Source organism: Mycobacterium sp. IDUB_3, from assembly GCF_055419585.1.
In genome coordinates, this window is the sequence record NZ_JBVAXZ010000003.1 from 102,554 (window position 1) to 117,099 (window position 14,546).

Annotated in this window: 17 protein-coding genes and 1 other RNA gene; 16 read left to right on the forward strand and 2 right to left on the reverse strand. The window is 64.5% G+C overall.

Annotated elements, in window-relative coordinates; genetic code table 11:
- Nucleotides 1-16: 16 nt before the first annotated feature.
- Both ACZYVJ_RS25495 and ACZYVJ_RS25500 read left to right on the forward strand, forming a co-directional pair.
- Complete coding sequence (locus ACZYVJ_RS25495; protein WP_463834003.1) at nucleotides 17-814, forward strand: universal stress protein; 798 nt, start codon at nucleotides 17-19, stop codon at nucleotides 812-814.
- A 175-nt stretch (nucleotides 815-989) separates the two neighbouring features.
- Complete coding sequence (locus ACZYVJ_RS25500) at nucleotides 990-1,463, forward strand: group III truncated hemoglobin (protein ID WP_463834004.1); 474 nt, start codon at nucleotides 990-992, stop codon at nucleotides 1,461-1,463.
- Here ACZYVJ_RS25500 and ACZYVJ_RS25505 read toward each other — a convergent pair.
- Nucleotides 1,405-1,836 (reverse strand): pyridoxamine 5'-phosphate oxidase family protein, encoded by a 432-nt coding sequence (locus tag ACZYVJ_RS25505; protein WP_463834005.1) that lies wholly within the window; start codon nucleotides 1,834-1,836, stop codon nucleotides 1,405-1,407. The genes ACZYVJ_RS25500 and ACZYVJ_RS25505 overlap by 59 nt on opposite strands.
- Before the next feature lie 62 nt (nucleotides 1,837-1,898).
- Nucleotides 1,899-3,260, reverse strand: a complete 1,362-nt coding sequence (locus ACZYVJ_RS25510) for an FAD-dependent oxidoreductase (RefSeq protein ID WP_463834006.1) — start codon at nucleotides 3,258-3,260, stop codon at nucleotides 1,899-1,901.
- A gap of 161 nt (nucleotides 3,261-3,421) precedes the next feature.
- On the opposite strand from ACZYVJ_RS25510, the gene prfB reads away from it, so the two are divergent.
- From prfB to ACZYVJ_RS25580, 14 genes are all read left to right on the forward strand, one after another.
- A complete protein-coding gene (prfB, locus tag ACZYVJ_RS25515) occupies nucleotides 3,422-4,540 on the forward strand; it encodes a peptide chain release factor 2 (RefSeq protein ID WP_463834007.1) in 1,119 nt (372 codons plus the stop codon).
- Nucleotides 4,530-5,513 (forward strand): mechanosensitive ion channel family protein, encoded by a 984-nt coding sequence (locus ACZYVJ_RS25520; RefSeq protein ID WP_463834008.1) that lies wholly within the window; start codon nucleotides 4,530-4,532, stop codon nucleotides 5,511-5,513. The genes prfB and ACZYVJ_RS25520 overlap by 11 nt, the downstream gene beginning before the upstream one ends.
- Nucleotides 5,510-6,004, forward strand: a complete 495-nt coding sequence (locus tag ACZYVJ_RS25525) for a hypothetical protein (protein WP_463834009.1) — start codon at nucleotides 5,510-5,512, stop codon at nucleotides 6,002-6,004. Before ACZYVJ_RS25520 ends, ACZYVJ_RS25525 begins: the two co-directional genes overlap by 4 nt.
- 43 nt (nucleotides 6,005-6,047) lie before the next feature.
- On the forward strand, nucleotides 6,048-6,737 hold the full coding sequence (ftsE, locus tag ACZYVJ_RS25530; RefSeq protein WP_463834057.1) for a cell division ATP-binding protein FtsE: 690 nt from the start codon (nucleotides 6,048-6,050) through the stop codon (nucleotides 6,735-6,737).
- Entirely contained in the window at nucleotides 6,738-7,631 is an 894-nt protein-coding gene (ftsX, locus tag ACZYVJ_RS25535; protein WP_463834010.1) for a permease-like cell division protein FtsX, read from the forward strand. It abuts the gene before it with no gap.
- A gap of 2 nt (nucleotides 7,632-7,633) precedes the next feature.
- Nucleotides 7,634-8,143: an SsrA-binding protein SmpB gene (smpB, locus tag ACZYVJ_RS25540; protein ID WP_463834011.1), complete on the forward strand. Its 510-nt coding sequence runs from the start codon at nucleotides 7,634-7,636 to the stop codon at nucleotides 8,141-8,143.
- A 92-nt stretch (nucleotides 8,144-8,235) separates the two neighbouring features.
- Nucleotides 8,236-8,982 (forward strand): EamA family transporter, encoded by a 747-nt coding sequence (locus tag ACZYVJ_RS25545; protein WP_463834059.1) that lies wholly within the window; start codon nucleotides 8,236-8,238, stop codon nucleotides 8,980-8,982.
- Between the two features lie 17 nt (nucleotides 8,983-8,999).
- Complete coding sequence (locus ACZYVJ_RS25550; protein ID WP_463834012.1) at nucleotides 9,000-9,845, forward strand: maleylpyruvate isomerase family mycothiol-dependent enzyme; 846 nt, start codon at nucleotides 9,000-9,002, stop codon at nucleotides 9,843-9,845.
- An 89-nt stretch (nucleotides 9,846-9,934) separates the two neighbouring features.
- Nucleotides 9,935-10,302, forward strand: a transfer-messenger RNA (tmRNA) gene (gene ssrA / locus ACZYVJ_RS25555).
- A gap of 385 nt (nucleotides 10,303-10,687) precedes the next feature.
- On the forward strand, nucleotides 10,688-10,987 hold the full coding sequence (locus ACZYVJ_RS25560) for a hypothetical protein (protein ID WP_463834013.1): 300 nt from the start codon (nucleotides 10,688-10,690) through the stop codon (nucleotides 10,985-10,987).
- A 213-nt stretch (nucleotides 10,988-11,200) separates the two neighbouring features.
- On the forward strand, nucleotides 11,201-11,629 hold the full coding sequence (locus tag ACZYVJ_RS25565; RefSeq protein ID WP_463834060.1) for a nitroreductase family deazaflavin-dependent oxidoreductase: 429 nt from the start codon (nucleotides 11,201-11,203) through the stop codon (nucleotides 11,627-11,629).
- 213 nt (nucleotides 11,630-11,842) lie between these two features.
- Nucleotides 11,843-12,706: an NmrA/HSCARG family protein gene (locus ACZYVJ_RS25570; RefSeq protein ID WP_463834014.1), complete on the forward strand. Its 864-nt coding sequence runs from the start codon at nucleotides 11,843-11,845 to the stop codon at nucleotides 12,704-12,706.
- A gap of 39 nt (nucleotides 12,707-12,745) precedes the next feature.
- Nucleotides 12,746-13,483 carry a 3-oxoacyl-ACP reductase family protein gene (locus ACZYVJ_RS25575; protein WP_463834015.1) on the forward strand — a complete coding sequence of 246 codons (738 nt, stop codon included), beginning with the start codon at nucleotides 12,746-12,748 and terminating at the stop codon, nucleotides 13,481-13,483.
- Between the two features lie 206 nt (nucleotides 13,484-13,689).
- The gene (locus ACZYVJ_RS25580) at nucleotides 13,690-14,289 is read left to right on the forward strand and encodes a GNAT family N-acetyltransferase (protein ID WP_463834016.1); all 600 of its coding nucleotides are present in this window, start codon (nucleotides 13,690-13,692) and stop codon (nucleotides 14,287-14,289) included.
- Nucleotides 14,290-14,546 lie beyond the last annotated feature (257 nt).

The window sequence follows — 14,546 nt, forward strand, 5'->3', positions numbered from 1 at the left end:
AATGAAGGAAGTCGCGATGAGCAACGAGTATTCAGCTCCCGCCATTCTGGTAGGCGTCGACGGATCCAGGGCGGCAATACATGCGGCCGTGTGGGCGATCGACGAGGCGGTCAGCCGCGACATTCCACTGCGATTGGTGTATGTCGTCGATCCACACGACTCATCGGGCGCGCGCGACGGTGACATCCAGCTTGCCGTCGCACGTGCCGCGTTGACCGACGCCCATCGGGCCGTCGACGCGGTGGGCGAACCGGTCAAGGTCGAAACCGAAATCCTCTGGGGCAGAACGGTTTGCAAGCTGATTGAGGCGTCCAGGTCTGCGATCATGCTCTGCATCGGCCAGATCGGGCTCAACCATGCCTGCCACGGCGGACCCGCGGTCGCGGCCTCTGTGGTCCGGTCGGCGGTGTGCCCGGTCGCCGTGATCCAACAGGTGGCGAGCCGTCCGACGGCGCCCCAGGTCAGCGGCGTGGTGGCCGAAGTGGACAACGGCACGGTGCTGCGGCACGCATTCGACGAAGCGAGGCTGCGCCGGGCGACGCTGCGGGCGGTATCGGTATCGAAAGCCGCGGACGTGCGCGACGGAACCCCTGGAAAGGCCTCAGCGCAAGGCCAATTGGATCGCAGGTTGGCGCGGTGGATGCGGTTGTATCCCGACGTGCAGGCCGAGCCGGCGATCGTGGCGGGCGGCGTGGACCGGTACCTGCGCGCCCATCACGATGCCGGCCAGCTGCTGGTCACCGACTCCTATCGGGCCGAGGTCCTGTGTTACGAGGGTCATTCCGTGCTTGCGATACGTTGCGGCAACCTGTAACCCGGGCAGCACAGGAATTGTGATCTGAAACATACTGCCCTGCAACAGCGTTCATCTCGCGTATGCGCCGGTTCTTCCAGCGGTGTCAAGGGACCAATGGCCCTTTTGCGAGGCCGCACCGTAGGGCAAGATGTTGTTACTCTGAGTTGCAGGTATATCGAAAGGGTTGCCGACCATGAGCCGGCTGACGACGGCCGAGGCGGGTGCCGATCTCGTCGACCGCGCCGACGTGGAAGCGTTGCTGCGCCGCTTCTACGGGCGGGCGTTGGACGACGAGGTCCTGGCCGAACCGTTCGCCGGGTTGCGGGCCACCGGGTTGGAGGCCCACGTTCCGACGATGTGCGACTTCTGGGAGACGGTGCTGTTCCGCGCGGGGCTCTATCGCGGTAGTGCATTGCAGGCGCACCGCGAAATCCACCGGCGTGCCCCACTGTCAGATCGTCACTTCCGGCGGTGGCTCACCTTGTGGCACAACACCGTTGACGAGATGTACCGCGGACCGGCGGCCGATCGAGCGAAAGTTCAGGCCGGCCGGATCGCGTGGGCCATGCACCGGCGACTGACCGGCGCGGATGCACCCGAGTTGCTCGTCACGCAACCGGCTCGTGCCGGTCAGGCTCCGGACCGAACCGGAAATTGCGACCGGTGACTTCGGTCGGCGTTATGCGCACATAGTGCGGTTTGAGCGTTGCCGTCCACGGCAACAACTGCGCGCGTTCGGCTCGTTGAATGTCCGCGTCGGCCTTCAGCAGTCGCGCGCGACCGCGCACGATCACGCTCCATCCTTCGATGAGGTTGTGGTCGTCGACCTCGAAGACCACCGCATGATTCGCCACGGCCGAGAACAGTTTGGTGCCCTCGGCGGTGCGGAACAGGACGGTGCGGTCTTGCGCGACGAAGTTGACGGGAAAGATCTCGGGCTCACCGGCGAAGTTGGTGACTAGGCGGCCCAGCGAGACACTGCCCAACAGTTTCCAGTTCTCGTCCTCGGAAAGCACGGTTACCGGTTGGTCGCTACCCACGCTCCCAACGCTACGGAGGATCGACCTCGTTGAGTAGAGCCCTTCGTACTCTCGGGGCGGGCTCAGCCGTGGCTGACCCGAAGCAGCTTCGCCAAACTCGGCAGCTTGACACGGGGACGTCCGTGCGGTTCGCCTGCCGCGCGCTCGTGGGCGTCGATGAGGTCCCAGTGGGCCGAGGTGACCAGCTTGGGCTGGCGTGACGCCAGCCAGTCGGCCAGCTTTTCGGCGTGGTCGCCGGGGAAATCCGCCAGACCGTCGGCGCCGGACAAATCGGCGAGCAGCGTGTCCACGGTGTCCTGGGAGTCCTTCTTATTGGTGCCGATGACACCGGTCGGCCCGCGCTTGATCCATCCGACCACGTATTCGTTGCGGCTGCCCTCGACCCGGCCGCCGCTGTTGGGGATCGTCGCGCTCTTCTCGTCGAACGGCAGCCCCGGGGTTGGCATACCGCGGTAGCCGACCGAGCGCACCACCAGCTGAACCGGTAGCTCCTCGCGCTCGCCGGTGTCACGGGCGGACACCCGCCCGTTGTCGTCGGTGACCAGCTCGTTACGGCCGAGGACGATCCCTTCGACCCTGTCGCCGCCCTTGATCTCGATCGGGGAGGTCATGAAGCGCAGCACGATGCGGCGGTGTCCGGGGCGCGGGTCGCGCTTCGCGTAATCGCGCAGCACGTTGATGTTCTGCTTGGCCGTCTTGCCGGCCGCGGCGGCGTCCTCGTCGGTCACGCCCTCCAGCTGGGCGGGGTCGACGATCACGTCGACGTTGTCCAGGTCTCCCAGCTCACGGAGCTCCAGCGTGGTGAACGCGGTCTGCAGCGGCCCGCGGCGACCGATGACCACCACCTCGTCGACGCCGCACGGGCGCAGCGACTCCAGCGCGTGGTCGGCGATGTCGGTCTGTCCCAGCACTTCGGGATCGGTGACAAGAATGCGCGCGACGTCGAGCGCGACGTTGCCGTTACCCACGACGACGGCCCGCGACCCCGAGAGATCGGGCGTGGCCTCCTCGAAGTTCGGGTGCGCGTTGTACCAGCCCACGAAGTCCACTGCGGCGATGCTGCCCGGCAGGTCCTCGCCGGGGATGTTCAGCGCACGGTCGGATTGCGCTCCGACCGCGTAGACGACGGCGTCGTAGCGCTCCGCGAGTTCGTCGGCCTGCACGTGTTCGCCGACCGAGATGTTGCCGAAGAAGCGGAAGCGGGGATCCTGAGACGTCTTCTCGAATTGCTTGCTGATCGACTTGATCTTCGGGTGATCGGGCGCGACGCCGGAGCGCACCAACCCCCACGGGGTGGGCAGCATCTCCAGCATGTCGACGGCGATATCGATGTCGTCGGACCCGTCGACCGCCTTCAGCAAGGAGGACGCGGCGAAGAAGCCCGACGGTCCGGAGCCAACGATTGCAACGTGGTAAGGGCGCATTCTCGACCTTCTATTCGTGCCCGAATGCGCGCAAGGGGCTGTCGCGCGCAAAGCGGGGCGCACATGATCGTGACTCGATGCTAAACGCATGACCGCTGGTCGTGACCTGACACTCGCTGCGAGCGGAAGCTGCCCGGAGGGCCCCGGTAACGTTGTCGGCTGTGGAACCCGACCGTCAAGCCGATATCGCCGCCCTCGACGCCACCCTGACCACGGTGGAGCGAGTGCTCGATGTGGACGGTCTGCGCGCGCGCATCGAGAAGCTCGAACACGAGGCATCCGATCCCCAACTGTGGGATGACCAAGCGCGCGCCCAGCGGGTGACCAGCGAGTTGTCGCACGCTCAGGGCGAGCTGCGCCGGGTCGAAGAGTTGCGGGGGCGCCTGGACGATCTGCCGGTGCTCTACGAGCTGGCGGCCGAGGAGGGCGCAGACGCCGGCAAAATAGAAGCGCTGGCAGAGGCCGACGCCGAGCTGAAGGCGCTGCGCGCGGACATCGAAGCCACCGAGGTGCGCACCCTGCTGTCGGGCGACTACGACGAACGTGAGGCGCTGGTCACCATTCGTTCCGGCGCGGGGGGAGTGGACGCCGCCGACTGGGCCGAGATGCTGATGCGGATGTACATCCGGTGGGCCGAGCAACACAAGTATCCCGTCGAGGTGTTCGACACCTCCTACGCCGAAGAGGCGGGCATCAAAAGCGCGACGTTCGCCGTGCACGCCCCGTTCGCGTACGGCACGCTGTCCGTGGAGCAGGGCACCCACCGGCTGGTGCGAATCAGCCCGTTTGACAACCAGAGCCGCCGTCAGACATCGTTCGCTGAAGTCGAGGTGCTTCCGGTGGTGGAGACCACTGACCACATCGACATTCCGGAAGGCGATGTGCGCGTTGATGTTTACCGCTCGAGTGGTCCGGGAGGCCAGTCGGTGAACACCACCGACTCTGCGGTACGTTTAACTCATATCCCGACGGGTATCGTCGTGACTTGCCAGAACGAAAAATCGCAGTTGCAGAACAAGATCTCGGCGATGCGAGTGCTTCAGGCAAAGTTGTTGGAGCGCAAGCGTTCCGAAGAGCGCGCTGAGCTAGACGCATTAAAAGGCGAAGGTGGCAGTTCGTGGGGCAACCAGATGCGCTCCTATGTTCTGCAGCCGTATCAGATGGTCAAGGATTTGCGGACCGAGTACGAGGTCGGCAACCCTGCGGCCGTCCTGGATGGAGACATCGACGGATTCCTGGAAGCGGGAATCCGTTGGCGCAACCGAAAAGATGACGAATAACACAAGTTTTCTCGCCGCATCGATGACGCACCGCTGGCACGACTTCTGGCGGGGCGAACTCGGTGAGTGGATCATCACCAGGGGTCTGCGGATCGTCATGATCCTGATCGCCGCGATGCTGGCGGCCCGGTTCGTCAACTGGGTGGCCCAGCAGGTGACGCATCAGCTCAACCTGGGCTTCGCCGAAAGCGATGCGCTGGTGCGCTCGGAAGCGTCCAAGCACCGGCAGGCCCTGGCGTCGGTGATCTCCTGGGTGTCGGTCGTCATCATCGGCATCTGGGTCATCATGCAGATCTCGGCTGTGCTGCAGTTCTCGGTGGGCGGACTGGTCGCGCCGGCCACCGTGGTGGGTGCCGCCCTGGGTTTCGGCGCACAACAGTTGGTGCGAGATCTGTTGGCCGGCTTCTTCATTCTGGTGGAGCGCCAGTACGGCTTCGGAGATCTGGTCACCATCACCGTGGTTTCCGCGACGGACGCCAGCGGCACGGTCGAGAACGTGACCTTGCGGGTGACCCGTCTGCGGTCAGCGGATGGCGAAGTGTTGACCATTCCGAACGGGCAGATCGTCAAGGTGGTCAACCTGTCGAAGGATTGGGCCCGCGCGGTGGTGGACATCCCGGTGTCGACCAGCGCCGACCTCAACCGGGTCAACGAGGTCTTGCATCAAGAATGCGACCGAGCAATGGACAACCCCCTGCTCGGGGAGCTGCTCTTGGATGCCCCCACCGTGATGGGCGTGGAAAGCATCGCGGTCGACACCGTGACACTGCGCCTGGTGGCGCGGACGCTGCCCGGCAAGCAGTTCGAGGTCGGCCGGCAGCTACGTGTGCTGGTCATCCGGGCGCTGGCCCGCGTCGGGATCGTGACCGCGGCGGACGCGAAGGTGGGCCTGGTGGAAGACCCCTCGGTTCCGGTCGCCCAGGCCGCCGAACAGCAAAACGATGAAGTCCAAGGTGCGGTGCAGAAGCGTTGAAGTTCACCCTGAACATCCTCGAGAAGCGCGGCGACGGCTCGGATGCCGAGCATCGCTGGCCGAAGCACATGTTCGGCGGGCGGATGCGCACGTCGACGTTCGTATTGGTGGTCGCTTTCTTCGTGGTGTGGTGGGTCTACGACACCTACCGCCCGGAACCGGCGCCCAAGCCGCCGGCCCAGCAAGTGGTGCCGCCCGGCTTCGTGCCTGACCCCAACTACACCTGGGTGCCGCGCAGCCGCGTACAGGCGCCGCCGGCGACTGTCACCTACACGCCGACCCCTACGAGCACGCCGCCGCCACCACCGCCACCGCCGCCACCACCGGTGACGACGACCACAACCACCACACCGCCGTTCCAGCTCCCGCAGTTGCCATGCATCCTGCCGGCGCCTTTCTGCCCGCCCAGCTCAAGCCCCGCCACACCGCCGCCGCAGCAACCCCAGCCGGGCCCCGGCCCGGTGCCGACTTCGCCGCCACCGGCCAGTTGACTTCGCCTGCCAGCGAAATTCACCGCTACACTGGCGTGCCGTGATGATCACCCTGGACCATGTCAGTAAGAAGTACAAAGCGTCGGCCCGCCCGGCGCTGGAAGACGTCAACGTCAAGATCGACAAGGGTGAATTCGTCTTCCTGATCGGCCCGTCGGGGTCGGGCAAGTCCACCTTCATGCGGCTGCTGCTCGGCGCGGAGAACCCGACCACCGGTGACGTCCGGGTGTCGAAGTTCCACGTGAACAAGCTGCGCGGGCGGCACGTCCCGAAGCTGCGCCAGGTGATCGGCTGCGTTTTCCAGGACTTCCGCCTGCTGCAGCAAAAGACGGTCTACGAGAACGTCGCGTTCGCGCTGGAAGTGATCGGCAAACGAACCGACGCGATCAACCGGGTGGTGCCGGAGGTGTTGGAAACCGTCGGCCTGTCCGGCAAAGCCAATCGGTTGCCGCACGAGTTATCCGGTGGTGAGCAGCAGCGGGTGGCGATCGCCCGCGCGTTCGTCAACCGGCCGCTGGTCCTGCTGGCGGACGAGCCGACGGGCAACCTCGACCCAGATACCAGTAAGGACATCATGGATTTGTTGGAGCGGATCAACCGCACGGGGACGACGGTGCTGATGGCGACGCACGATCACCACATCGTCGACTCGATGCGCCAGCGCGTGGTGGAGTTGTCGCTGGGCAGGCTGGTTCGCGACGAGCAGCGCGGCATCTACGGGATGGACCGCTAAGTGCGCTTCGGTTTCCTACTCAACGAGGTCCTGACCGGGTTTCGTCGCAACGTCACGATGACGGCCGCGATGATCCTGACGACCGCGATCTCCATCGGACTGTTCGGCGGCGGTCTGCTGGTGGTCCGGCTGGCCGACAACTCCCGCGAGATCTACCTCGACCGCGTCGAGACGCAGGTGTTCCTGACCGACGACATATCGGCCAACGACACCACGTGTGCGTCGGCGCCCTGTAAGGGGCTGCGCGACAAGATCGATGCGCGCCAAGACGTGAAATCGGTGCGGTTCGTCAACCGGCAGGACGCTTACAACGACGCCATCAAGAAGTTCCCGGAGTTCAAGGACGTGGCGGGAAAGGACTCGTTTCCCGCGTCGTTCATCGTCAAACTGAACAATCCCGAACAGCACGCGGAGTTCGATGCCGCGATGCAGGGCCAGCCCGGGGTGCGCAGCATTCTCAACGAGAAGGACCTCATCGACCGGCTGTTCGCCGTGCTGGACGGCCTCCGCGACGCCGCGTTCGCCGTCGCCCTGGTGCAGGCCGTCGGGGCAATCCTGTTGATTGCCAACATGGTGCAGGTCGCCGCCTACACGCGGCGCACCGAGATCGGGATCATGCGGCTGGTGGGGGCCAGCCGGTGGTACACCCAGTTGCCGTTCCTGGTGGAGGCCATGCTGGCGGCGGCGATCGGTGTGGCGATCGCGGTCGTCGGACTCATGCTGGTTCGGGCATTGTTCCTGGACAACGCGCTCAGCCAGTTCTATCAAGCACATCTGATCGCGAAGGTCGACTACGCCGACATCCTCTACATCGCGCCGTGGCTGTTCCTGCTCGGCGTGTCGATGGCGGCGGTGACGGGGTACGCGACCTTGCGCCTCTATATACGGCGGTAGCTGTGGCCAAGGGTTCCGGCCGGGCCAAGGCGGCGGGCGGCAAAAGCGACAGCAAACAAGTCATCGCCACCAATCGCAAAGCGCGGCATAACTATTCGATCATCGAGTTGTTCGAGGCCGGAGTGTCTTTGCAGGGCACCGAGGTGAAAAGCCTTCGCCAGGGCCAAGCATCGTTAGCTGACGCGTTCGCAACAATCGACGACGGCGAAGTTTGGTTGCGTAACTTGTACATTCCGGAGTATCAGCACGGTAGCTGGACCAATCATGAGCCGCGGCGCAACCGAAAGTTGTTGTTACATAGGCAACAAATTGACAGGCTGGTCGGCAAGATACGAGATGGTAACCTCGCCTTGATGCCGTTGTCTCTGTATTTCTCCGAGGGCAAGGTCAAGGTCGAGCTTGCCCTTGCGCGCGGTAAAAGGGCTTACGACAAGCGCCAGGACATGGCGCAGCGCGATGCACAGCGCGAGGTGGTTCGTGAGATGGGACGTCGAGCTAAGGGCATGACCTGATCGGGGCGGCCTACGCCCAGCTGTCTGCCGTTACGTACGGAGTCAGCGATTTCGTGGGCGGTGTCGCAGCTCGGCGGGTGGCCGCGCTGCGCGTGATGCTTGTCGCCTACCCGATCGAAACGCTGTTACTAGGCGTGATGGCCGTTTTCGTCGGCGGCCCCATTCATGTCGGCGCCGTTCTGTGGGGATGCCTCTACGGCATCGGCATGGCGTTCGGTATGTGGGCGTTCTTCGCGGCCCTTGGGTCCGGGCCGATTTCGGTTGTCTCACCGTTGGCGGCCGTGCTCAACGCCGCGGTGCCCGTCGCCGTGGGTATGGCGCTGGGGGAGCGGCCCGGGCAGGCGGCCCTGGTGGGCGTCGTTCTGGCGCTGGGCGCGGTGATGCTCGTCAGCCGTGAGGCCCCCGTCGAGGGGACGCCGTATCGTTTCACTCCAAAAGTGGCTTGGCTCACAGTCGTTGCGGGTTCGGCGATGGGATTGAACCTGGTGTTCCTGCACCAGGCGCCGCACGTGTGCAAGCTGTGGCCCCTGCTCTTCGCCCGGGTGGCGGCCAGCCTGGTCGTGTTCGCCATGGCCAAAACCAGCCAGAACCTCGAGATGCCGCGCGGACGACCGCTCAAATTGGCTGTGGCCGTCGCCGTGCTCGATATCTTCGCCAACATCACCATGCTGGCGGCGCTGCACACCTGGCTGCTGTCGCTGGCCAGCATCCTGATCTCGCTGTATCCGGCCGCGACGGTCGTGCTGGCGATGGTGGTGCTGCGCGAACGGGTGACCCGCTTGCAGGGGATCGGCATGGTGCTCGCCATGGGCTCCGTGGCGATGATCGCCTCGGCCTGACGGCCTACGATCCGACCATGGCCGATCGCCCCGTCACCAAACTCGACAAGTCCACCGTGCTCTCCGGTCTCTTCGCGGTGTGGGACGACATCGACGCGCTGCTTGCCGGGCTGTCCGAAGCGCAATGGCGCGCGGCCAGCCCGCTGCCGGGTTGGGATGTCAAAGCCTTGGTGGCGCACATGATCGGCACCGAGTCGTTCCTCGCCGGCATCGCCGCACCCCAGCCCGATATCGACGTCTCGACGCTGGAGCATGTGCGCAACGACGTCGGCGTGATGAACGAGTGCTGGGTTCGCCATCTGAGCGAGCACGTCGACGCAGACGTGCTGAAAAGCTTCCGGGCGATCACCACCGATCGGCGCGAGGCGCTGACGAACATGTCCGGCGAGGAATGGGACGCGGTGACGATGACGCCCACCGGCCCGGATTCCTACGGCCGGTTCATGCGGATCCGGGTGTTCGATTGCTGGATGCACGAACAAGACATTCGCGTGGCTTTGCAACGACCGCCGTCCGATGAAGCACTCGGCGGCCCCGCGGCGTCGCTTGCCGTCGACGAGATCGCCGCGACGATGGGTTACGTGGTGGGCAAGCTCGCCAAGGCGCCCGAGGGTTCGCGCGTCCAGTTCGACCTCACCGGACCGCTGGCCCGCACCATCCGGGTCAGCGTCGACTTGCGCGCCGCGGTGGTCGACGACTTCGCCGGCCAGGACCCGACTTCGACCATCCGGCTGGACGGGCTGCAGTTCACCCGGCTCGCCGGCGGCCGGCCGATGTGCCCCGCCCGCGCCCAGGAGGTCGAACTCGGCGGGGACAACGACGTGGCCGCCCAGGTCGTCGAGCACCTCAACTTCGTGATCTGATCGCAGCCCCACCGGGGAAGACAATTGCGTTGCCGCTGGTTGAGAGCCAGGTACCATTGATATACCTGCCGAAAGTCGGCGGGGTGCGAGGGGCTGAAAGGTTTCGACTTCGCGCATCGAATCAAGGGAAGCGTGCCGGTGCAGGCAACTGACCACCGTAAGCGTCGTTGCAAACAGATAAGCGCCGATTCACATCAGCGCGACTACGCTCTCGCTGCCTAAGCGACAGCTAGTCCGTCAGACCGGGAAAGCCCTCGACCCGGAGCCTGGCGTCAGCTAGAGGGATCCACCGGTGAGTTCGGTCGCGGGACTTATCGGGACATAAACAGCGACTGGGATCGTCATCCTGACTTGTTCGCGTGATCAGGAGATCCGAGTAGAGGCATAGCGAACTGCGCACGGAGAAGTCTTGAGGGAATGCCGTAGGACCCGGGTTCGATTCCCGGCAGCTCCACTGAGTATTAGCTGGTCAGAGCGATAAATTGGGTACACGCCGCAATCACGTCCCAGACCTATGGGTTGGATTTTGCCCGAGGTGAGCGGCTTTAATCGTCATACGACGGCGATGTCATGTTGTGCACGCCCGAGGCCGCATCACGAGAACGTGGATCAGGAGCTCTCATGACCTATCGCCGTCTTGCTTGGGCGCTCGGCGCGGTGGTGGCGGCCGCCATCATTCCCGTCGAGGCCCACGGCGAGCCGCCGACGAAGTGTCTCACCAACACTCCCAAGGGCAAGCAGGTGTACGTGCCCTGCGATCTGCTCAACGCCGGCGCCAATTTTCCGCCGGGGCAGCGTTGTCCTCCACCCCTCGAGCAGTACCCGAAAGATGTGGCGGACTGGTGTGGCGAAGGCCCAGGCCTTGCGAGTACCACCCCTACGAGTCCTACGAGTCCTACGAGTCCTACGAGCCCGGCAGCTCCAACGAGTCCTACGAGTCCAACAAGTCCTACGAGCCCCGTGCGGCCGACGACTCCTGCGACCACAACGAGTCCCAGCAGCCCGGCGGCTCCGCGCAATGCACGCTGACGACGTTGTGCATGAGCTGGTCCACCTGGCTACACCTCGCGCTCGGGATCAATGCGGTTGTAGCTGACCGGCAGTGGTGTTGCGAAGACCAAGCGCTGCGGTGCCGAGCCTAGGCGCCTGTGCATCTACCAACCGGCAGTTACAAGGCAAAAGCCCTGGTAGAGGGGCAATTCGATGCCCGGCAGCTCCATAGGAAATATCCTGGTCAGGACGACAAGTCATGTTCACGCGCTGAGTGATCTGGTTTCTGCTCATGGCGTTGCCGGATCGGTCTGCAACGCTCCTGATTTCGGAGCGAGAAAGGTTGATGAGGCGTGGCCGAACAGATGCCCGAGGTAGAAAACATCAAATCCTTCAACAGTGGGCTCATCGAAGACTTTCGCACCAACGGCGGCAAGGTCGGCGGCAAGTACAAAGGAGCGAACCTTTTGCTGTTGACGACGACCGGGGCAAAAACCGGACAGCCTCGCGTTACCCCGCTGGCATACTTCCGGTTCGACGGCAAGCTGATCATCATCGGATCGTCTTGGGGCGCCCTATCGCACCCGTCATGGGTGCGCAATGTAAGGGCAAATCCTTCGGTGCATGTCGAGGTCGGCACAGACTCTTTCGACGCGACGGCGCGCGAGTTGCCGGACGCGGAGCGCGAACCTCTGTGGGCTCAGGTCGTCGCCACGGCGCCGGTCTTCGGCGAGTACCAATCCAGGACGGATCGCGTCATCCCATTGTTCGAGTTGCAGCGGCACCAGGGATGAACGGCCAACGGCCCGACATCGACAAGCTGCGGAGTCTCGACAAGCGGATCGCCGGAGCATAGGTCCGAGATCAAGTGGTGCTCGTCAGGATTGTCCGCCACAGCAGCAAGACTTCGACCGTAATCGGCAGATCGCGGAACCACCGTAAGAGCGAATACACTACGTGCCAACGCGGTTGCGGCCGCGACTAGAGCGACGCAATCGTGATGAGAGATGGCCGGATTACCGATTCTGGTGTTGGGCGCCACCGGTGGACAGGGCGGCGCTGTTGCCGACGCTCTGCTCGCACGAGGAGCGCGCGTGCGTGTGATGGTGCGCCGCCCCGGCGAACCGAGGGCTTCGCACCTCGCTGAGCGCGGCGTCGAGGTTCTTACCGGTTCGCTAGACGACCGCACCGCACTGGGCGCGGCCATGCGCGGTGTCGACGCAGCGTTTGCGCTGACAACTCCATTCGAGACTGGAGTGGACGCCGAGATCGCCCAGGGGCGCGCCATTGTGGCGGCCGCTGCCGACGCGCAAATTCCGCACCTGGTGTTTAGCTCGGTCGCAGGGGCCAATCAGCACAGCGGTGTACCGCATTTCGACAGCAAGGCCATCATCGAAGATGAGCTGGCGGCGAGCGGTTTGCCCTACACGATCGTCGCTCCCACTTATTTCTTCGACAACGCGCTCGGCGGCAGCGACCGTATTCAGGTCGGGATCCTTGATCTGCCACTACCGCCGGATCGCCCGCTGCAGCAGTTGGCGCGGCCCAACCTCGGTGCATTTGTCGCGAAGGTGCTGTGCTCCCCCGGGCCCTACGTCGGGCAACGGGTCGAGTTGGCCAGCGACGCCGTCACGCCGGAGCAAATGGCCGCGGCACTCAGCCCGGCGGTGGGCCGGCGGGTGCGGCTTGAACAAACCCCGCTTGAGTCGATTCGCAGTCCGGACATGTACGCGATGTGGCGGTTCCTCAACGGCCCTGGCTATCGTGTCGACATCCAAGCACTGCATCGAGCGAACCCTGACATCGCGTGGACATCGTTCGCCAACTGGGCACAGCACACCTTCCAGCCCGGCGAACCGGCCGGGCGTTGAGCGGTTATTGGCGTGACGGGTTCATTAAGGGGCGACGATATGGTCCTGTCTGAACGACGTGCCTTGGTAACGGGCGGTTCGCGGGGGATCGGTGCAGCAATCGTGCGGCGGTTGGCCGCCGACGGGGCCCAGGTGGCGTTTACCTATGCTGCTTCGCGGGTCCCCGCCGAAGAGCTGGTGTCGGAAATATCAGGACAGGGCGGCACGGCGGTGCCGATCCATGCCGATAGCGCTGACGCACAACAGGTGTCGGCAGCGGTCGATGAGGCGGTGTCGCAGCTGGGCGGCCTGGACATCCTGGTGAACAACGCCGGGGTGACCCACTCAGGCAACGTCGAGTCCTTTCCGCTGGAGGAGTTCGATCGGATGCTGGCGGTCAATGTTCGGGCCGCCTTTGTCGCGATCCGGCATGCGATACCCCATCTCGGAACCGGGGGCCGCATTATCACCACCGGCAGCATTTTTGCCGACCACACACCGCTGCCCGGCAGCGCCGTGTACGCGATGACCAAGGCCGCCGTCGCCGGATTGACCCGTGGGCTGGCCCGCGAACTAGGGCCGCGTGGGATAACTGTCAATGTCATTCAGCCAGGGCCAACGACAACGGACGCGAATCCGGACAGCGGTGAATTTGCCGATGCCATGCGGGAACGCACTGCGGTGGATCACTACGGGCGCCCGGAGGACATCGCTAGCGCCGTGGCCTATTTGGCACGTCCGGAAGCCGGTTTCATCACCGGAATCAGTTGGAATGTCGACGGCGGCTTTGCCGCCTGAAACCGTGACGTCGGCGCTTGGGGGTCACTCACCTCCAGAACTGTGAAAAGTCCCGGCGTGGGCGGTGTTTCCCGCTGGCCTGCTTCCATTGTGGGCATATTTTGCCGATACCGTGAAGGCCGGCCGTATGTATTCGCATTTACCAGGTGGTCTAGGATTTGGGTGACTTGTCCCAGTCTGTGGATCAAACGAAGCCAGGAGGCGACATGGTTGAGCATCGCCACGTCGAATGGGACCCTGACACGCGACGAATCGCGACCAGCCGGCTGCTATTGCGCCCGTGGCAACTCGACGACGACGTCGCCGCCTACGGGATATACGGGGCGCCGGAGGTTTCGCGTTGGCTGTGTCCGGCGCTGCCGTCGATCACCGACGCTGCGCACATGCGCCAACTCTTGGGCGCGTGGGTCGCCGAAAGCGACGCGACCGGCCTGCCCCTGGGCCGCTGGGCGATTACCGATAGAGCCTCTGGCGACCTGATCGGGGGAGTGGCTCTGCTACCACTTCCACCCGGTCGCACCGATCTCGAGATCGGATGGCAGGTTGCACCGAAGCTGTGGGGTCACGGTTACGGCGCGGAGGCTGGCCATGCGGTGGCCCATCAAGCATTCACAAATGTCGGTGTCAGTGAGGTCTTCGCCGTCGTGCGGCCGGGCAATCATCGCGGGGTGGCTACGGCGCGGCGAGTGGGCATGGAATGGGTCGGTGAGACCGACAAGTACTACAACCTGACCCTTGAGATCTACCGCCTGAGCAAGGCCGATCTGGATCTGCCAGAGCCGGCCTGTGCACCGCCACCGCACTAGCCAAACTGCAGTTGCCACATCGGGATTCGCGGTGCGGCGCGGTCGGTCGACTTGGGCATGACGGGATGTGTCATCCCGGTGCCGAACGTCGGCTAGCGGGTGCGGGCCGAAAACGTGATCGACAACGGACACCAATAGGCCACTCGGTCGCGGCACCCCGCCAGAACTCACCCGGGTGAAACAACGCTGGGGTGATGACGGCTCACCCCGCCGGGCAGCAGACTGAAGCCAGTTCACCGCCGAGATACGGGGCGCCG

What these genes read in the sequence shown, in the direction of transcription:
- ACZYVJ_RS25495 (WP_463834003.1), top strand. Translation starts at nt 17, where the DNA reads ATGAGCAACGAGTATTCAGCTCCCGCCATTCTGGTAGGCGTCGACGGA.
- ACZYVJ_RS25500 (WP_463834004.1), top strand. Translation starts at nt 990, where the DNA reads ATGAGCCGGCTGACGACGGCCGAGGCGGGTGCCGATCTCGTCGACCGC.
- ACZYVJ_RS25510 (WP_463834006.1), bottom strand. Translation starts at nt 3,260, where the DNA reads ATGCGCCCTTACCACGTTGCAATCGTTGGCTCCGGACCGTCGGGCTTC.
- ACZYVJ_RS25520 (WP_463834008.1), top strand. Translation starts at nt 4,530, where the DNA reads ATGACGAATAACACAAGTTTTCTCGCCGCATCGATGACGCACCGCTGG.
- ftsE (WP_463834057.1), top strand. Translation starts at nt 6,048, where the DNA reads ATGATCACCCTGGACCATGTCAGTAAGAAGTACAAAGCGTCGGCCCGC.
- ACZYVJ_RS25550 (WP_463834012.1), top strand. Translation starts at nt 9,000, where the DNA reads ATGGCCGATCGCCCCGTCACCAAACTCGACAAGTCCACCGTGCTCTCC.
- ACZYVJ_RS25565 (WP_463834060.1), top strand. Translation starts at nt 11,201, where the DNA reads ATGCCCGAGGTAGAAAACATCAAATCCTTCAACAGTGGGCTCATCGAA.
- ACZYVJ_RS25570 (WP_463834014.1), top strand. Translation starts at nt 11,843, where the DNA reads ATGGCCGGATTACCGATTCTGGTGTTGGGCGCCACCGGTGGACAGGGC.
- ACZYVJ_RS25575 (WP_463834015.1), top strand. Translation starts at nt 12,746, where the DNA reads ATGGTCCTGTCTGAACGACGTGCCTTGGTAACGGGCGGTTCGCGGGGG.
- ACZYVJ_RS25580 (WP_463834016.1), top strand. Translation starts at nt 13,690, where the DNA reads ATGGTTGAGCATCGCCACGTCGAATGGGACCCTGACACGCGACGAATC.